The sequence below is a fragment of the Desulfosalsimonas sp. genome, from assembly GCF_046483245.1.
In the GTDB taxonomy this organism is placed as follows: Bacteria; Desulfobacterota; Desulfobacteria; order Desulfobacterales; family Desulfosalsimonadaceae; genus Desulfosalsimonas.
In genome coordinates, this window is the sequence record NZ_JAWODO010000091.1 from 1 (window position 1) to 4,275 (window position 4,275).

6 protein-coding genes and 1 pseudogene are annotated in these 4,275 nt (G+C 53.1%); 5 read left to right on the forward strand and 2 right to left on the reverse strand.

The features are described from left to right. The 5 genes from R6U41_RS08375 to R6U41_RS08395 form a co-directional block, all read left to right on the forward strand. The coding region (locus tag R6U41_RS08375) for a hypothetical protein (protein WP_410269384.1) at nucleotides 1-319 on the forward strand (319 nt) is incomplete at its 5' end. Nucleotides 320-343: 24 nt separating this feature from the next. Continuing rightward, nucleotides 344-1,066: a 3-oxoacyl-ACP reductase FabG gene (fabG, locus tag R6U41_RS08380; RefSeq protein WP_410269385.1), complete on the forward strand. Its 723-nt coding sequence runs from the start codon at nucleotides 344-346 to the stop codon at nucleotides 1,064-1,066. Nucleotides 1,067-1,072: 6 nt separating this feature from the next. Continuing rightward, nucleotides 1,073-1,717, forward strand: coding sequence for an outer membrane lipoprotein carrier protein LolA (locus R6U41_RS08385; protein ID WP_410269386.1), 645 nt, complete (start codon nucleotides 1,073-1,075; stop codon nucleotides 1,715-1,717). 20 nt (nucleotides 1,718-1,737) lie between these two features. Next, the gene (locus tag R6U41_RS08390; RefSeq protein ID WP_410269387.1) at nucleotides 1,738-2,166 is read left to right on the forward strand and encodes a hypothetical protein; all 429 of its coding nucleotides are present in this window, start codon (nucleotides 1,738-1,740) and stop codon (nucleotides 2,164-2,166) included. A gap of 34 nt (nucleotides 2,167-2,200) precedes the next feature. Next, the gene (locus R6U41_RS08395; protein ID WP_410269388.1) at nucleotides 2,201-2,896 is read left to right on the forward strand and encodes a hypothetical protein; all 696 of its coding nucleotides are present in this window, start codon (nucleotides 2,201-2,203) and stop codon (nucleotides 2,894-2,896) included. A gap of 12 nt (nucleotides 2,897-2,908) precedes the next feature. Here the strand turns inward: R6U41_RS08395 and R6U41_RS08400 are convergent, their stop codons facing one another. Both R6U41_RS08400 and R6U41_RS08405 read right to left on the reverse strand, forming a co-directional pair. Continuing rightward, a complete protein-coding gene (locus tag R6U41_RS08400; RefSeq protein ID WP_410269389.1) occupies nucleotides 2,909-3,391 on the reverse strand; it encodes a hypothetical protein in 483 nt (160 codons plus the stop codon). A 574-nt stretch (nucleotides 3,392-3,965) separates the two neighbouring features. After that, nucleotides 3,966-4,275, reverse strand: a pseudogene (locus tag R6U41_RS08405) (polysaccharide deacetylase family protein); the annotation flags it as partial.

Genomic DNA, 4,275 nt, shown 5'->3' on the forward strand with positions numbered 1-4,275 from the left:
CACGGCGGCCTGGCCGCTTTTTGAAGGCGGGGCGATCTCGCCGCTTGTCATTGTGGAGCTGGTGGCCCAGACCGCAGGGATCAATATCCGGTGGGACGAAATTCAGGAATCCGAGGGACGGGAAAAAGAGGGCGGGGGGCTGCTGGTGGGTGTAAAGGAGGCGGTTTTTCATGCCTCGCGTATTCCGGTGAATGCAACCGTTATTACAAGCGCGAGAAGGCAGCATGCGCATATGAATTATGCCGAGTACCATGGTTTTTCGAAAATCGGCGAGGATATTCTGGGCGAGGCCACGATTCAGGTGCTCAGAACAGATTAAAGATATTTGCAGGGGACAGGCGGGATGAAGCAGAAGACAGCCATCGTAACAGGCGGCGGACGGGGAATCGGACGGGCGATTTCACTGGAGCTGGCCGGCAGTGGATATCATGTGACCATTAATTATAAATCCGGCCGGTCCGCGGCGGAAGAGACCCTGGAGATGATCCGGGAAAACGGCGGGCAAGGGCGCACAATCGCCTTTGATGTAACCGATGCCGGGGCGGTCCAGCAGGCGGTCAAGGAAATCGCCGGCGAGTTTGACATTGATGTTCTGGTCAATAACGCCGGGATTACCGCGGACGGGCTGTTTGTCATGATGCCGGAAAAGGACTGGCAGTCAGTGATTGATACGTCCCTGGCCGGGTTTTATAATGTGACCAAGCCTGTGCTCAAAAAAATGCTACGTACCAAGAAGGGCTCGATTGTTTCCATTTCTTCGGTTTCCGGAATCATGGGCAACCGCGGGCAGGTCAATTATTCCGCAGCCAAGGCCGGGGTTATCGGCGCAAGCAAAGCCCTGGCAGCAGAAGTGGCCCGCATGGGTGTCCGGGTAAACGCGGTGGCCCCGGGGTTGATTGAAACTGAAATGACCGGGGATGCCCCGGTGGATACGATAAAGCAGATGATTCCCATGGCACGCATCGGCAAGCCCGAGGAAGTTGCCCGCGTGGTAAGGTTTCTTTGCTCAGAGGACGCATCATACGTGACCGGTGAGGTGATTTCTGTTGACGGGGGCATGGCGTAGGCGACAATGAAGAAGATTCGCAGAAATACGGAGAGCATGGCCTCTTTAATCGCGTTGCTGGCATGCGCGGTTTTTCTGACAGGATGGGCGGATGACCTGGAAACCATCAGGGAAAAGGTGACGTTTGTCGAGTCCATTCAAGCGGATTTCACCCAGAAAAAACATCTGGAAATGCTGGATAAGCCCTTGATCTCAAAAGGATCGCTGTATTTTCAGGCTCCCCGGTCGCTTCGATGGGAATACACCCGGCCGGTGAAAAGCGTATTGTTGATGCATGACGACGAAATCCGCCGTTATGTTCGGACAGACACCGGTATGGAGGAGCAGAAAGGCCGGAACCTGGAGGCCATGCGGGTGTTTCTCGGAGAGATTTGCATGTGGATGCAGGGCGAGTTTGATGCCAACCCTGACCTGAAAGTCCGGATGAAATCTGGCAGGCGGGTGGTTTTAACGCCTGAGAACCAGGCCATGGCAGAAGTCATCGAGCGCATTGAACTTAGTCTGAGCGATACGCCGGGGGTGATTGAAGCAGTTGCCATACATGAAAGCTCCACTTCTTATACTGACATAAGGTTTCATGACACGAAAATCAACGAGACTATTAAAAGCGCGGTCTTTCAGGAGTTAGAACCCGGACAGGACAAACAATGAAGCCAAAGGGAGGGAAAAAAATGAAAAAGATCATGTATGCATTTGCAATTTTAATGGTTTTTCTGCCCATGATGGCGTGCAGTACTGCATTGACCAGGGCGGATATCGATCCCTGGCTGCAGGATGTCGCCGGAGACGAGTCATCGGCTGTCAACGTCGAGGGCCGTTGGCAGGATGCTGATACGGATCCCAATAACCCGTTCGGCTGGGGCAGGGGATATTTTGAGCAGGAAGGAAATCAGGTCGAGGGCTCTCTTGGCGATTACGACATTGAGGGAAAAGTCAGCGGAGATACGGTTTTCCTGGTTTTACTTTCCGCTGGTGAAGTGCATTACACGGCTCGCCTGGAAAAAAAGGATGACGGTATGCTGCGCGGCGACTATTTTAATCCCGGCGACAAGGAACAGGAACAGGGCTCTCCGATGGCCCTGGAGCAGTTTGAAAAATAGTCACGCGGCAAACGCCTTCCTCGGACGCTCGTCATTGGTCCGGGGATTGATACTGCTTCTGGTCTGTTTTTTGCTGTACGTATCCGGCTGCCGGAGCCTTGCGCCCATCCAGCCGGAATCTCAGGCACTTCGTGAGGATACGGCCCGGCAGTGCCGGGCGCATTTTCTGACCCGGCCCAGGCAAATGGTTCAATCATTAACGGCTTATCTGCCTGGCGGCGATGTAAAAGACGCCATTGCCGTTATCCGGATCCATCCGGAGGCCGGGCGGATCAAATGCGTAATCATGAGTGTGGAGGGGTTTGTGCTTTTTAACGGGGAATATGACGGCGGGGTGTCAATCCGTCGGGCGGTTCCCCCGTTTGACAAGGAAAAGTTCGCCCGCGCAATGTTTGCCGATATCCGGCTGGCCTTTATATCCCCGGAAGCGAGTGATGTGGAAGTCGGTACCCTGTCCGGCGGCGCGCCAATCTGCAGGTACGCGTGCAGCGGTGACAAAGGCTTTGTGGAGGTGCGGCTGTCCGGGGCAGACCGCCTGGAAATCAGGAGATATACCGGCGGCAAAAAGCTCCGGGAAACCGTAAACGTCTGTTACCCCCCTGCCTGCGGTTCTCCCCTGCCCGGAGGGGCCGGTGAAGTTCCTGCAAAGATCAACATTTTTCACCACGGCCTGTTTGATTACCGGCTTGAGTTAAACCTGCTTGAAGCAAAAGAATTGCCCCAGGATTGAAAAGCAGGATGCCTAAATTTCCGTGCTTTCCATCTGCTCATCGGTTTTTTCCAGGGATCGGGAAAAATCCCGGAAGGATTTTGACAGGCCTTCCCGGAGGTGATCCCAGGCGTCCTTTGATCCGGACTCGAACTTTTCAAGCCATGCGGCCATTTCCTCTCTCTGTCGGCGAAGCTCTTCCAGGTTGGATTTCATTTTTTCCCGCATCTCCCGGCTCATTTCCGATTTTTCTTCTTCAAACCGGCGTTCCATTTTTTCGAGGCGCTCGTCCATCTCATCGAATTCGCTTTGGAATTTTTCCGCAGCCTCCTGCTGTTTTTCCGCGCTGTACTGCTTGAGGCTTTCCATGAATTCCATGGCATCCTGTCTTAGTTTTTCTCCTGACTTGCTGCCGTTTTCCTCATCCTGCGCAAAGCCCGCGGCGGGCAATGCCAGCAGGAGCAGAAACAGGCTGATGCATACAAAATAACGTGTAAGACTTTGATATGAGATCATTTTAAACTCCCGTGACAGATTAGGTAATAAGTCTTTCTTCAATTCACGCAAATGCATGAAAGCAGATGGTTTTTGCTGTATACTTTTTTAAATATATCATTGATCCGCATGTTGCACAATTTTTCATTCTACCTTCGGCAAAGCCCCCCTGCCCACCCCCTCAGGCAAATTTCCCCTTTGGTTCCGGAAAGTGTGAAAATTCCCTGTGCAGGGGCAAACCTGTGTGTTTGCCCGAAGATACGGTTATCAAGGTCTGGGGGACCATAGAGGGTTTTCTCGTGCGGAGATTGCCGGGGTTGCCGCAGGCTCCCATGTTTCGGGGGCAAAGACAAATCACCCGGCCCGGTTATTAAGATTTTAATCTTCACCTATGGTGGGTAGAAGACCCGGCAAGGTTTGACCGTTGCAAAGAGATAAACAAATTTCTGTATTTGTTTCGGATTTTGAATTTTTGGTCATTCGAATTTGTTTATCCCTTACGGGATACTCACGTGCGATATTCGTGCTTCGAATTTCGAATTTATTCCCTGTATTTTTTTCTGCCTCCCTTAAGGAGGCTACCTGAGGCCACCCGCTATGCGGGTGGAGGCTCACTCTCCCCCATCACCGGGCGTTCAATGAGCTCGGCCAGGGGGACCGCCCGGAGGCCTTTTTGCGGGAGGCCGGACAGGATTTTCTCGATTTCGGCAAGCCAGGTATCCATGCTGAAATTTGCGGATTGCGGGCAGCAGTCGTGTAAAAGCACGATGTCGCCTGCCCGGATTTTTGCCAGGATTTTTCCGGAAAGCCCCCGGATCCGGCGGTTACCCATGTCCGGGCCCCGGCGGCTGTAATGGATGCAGATCATTTCCCGGTTTTTTAGTATGGCGTCGAGCTTCGGGTTC

Excerpts from the sequence above, each read along its gene's own strand:
- fabG (WP_410269385.1), top strand. The coding sequence starts at position 344 with ATGAAGCAGAAGACAGCCATCGTAACAGGCGGCGGACGGGGAATCGGA.
- R6U41_RS08385 (WP_410269386.1), top strand. The coding sequence starts at position 1,073 with ATGAAGAAGATTCGCAGAAATACGGAGAGCATGGCCTCTTTAATCGCG.
- R6U41_RS08390 (WP_410269387.1), top strand. The coding sequence starts at position 1,738 with ATGAAAAAGATCATGTATGCATTTGCAATTTTAATGGTTTTTCTGCCC.
- R6U41_RS08400 (WP_410269389.1), bottom strand. The coding sequence starts at position 3,391 with ATGATCTCATATCAAAGTCTTACACGTTATTTTGTATGCATCAGCCTG.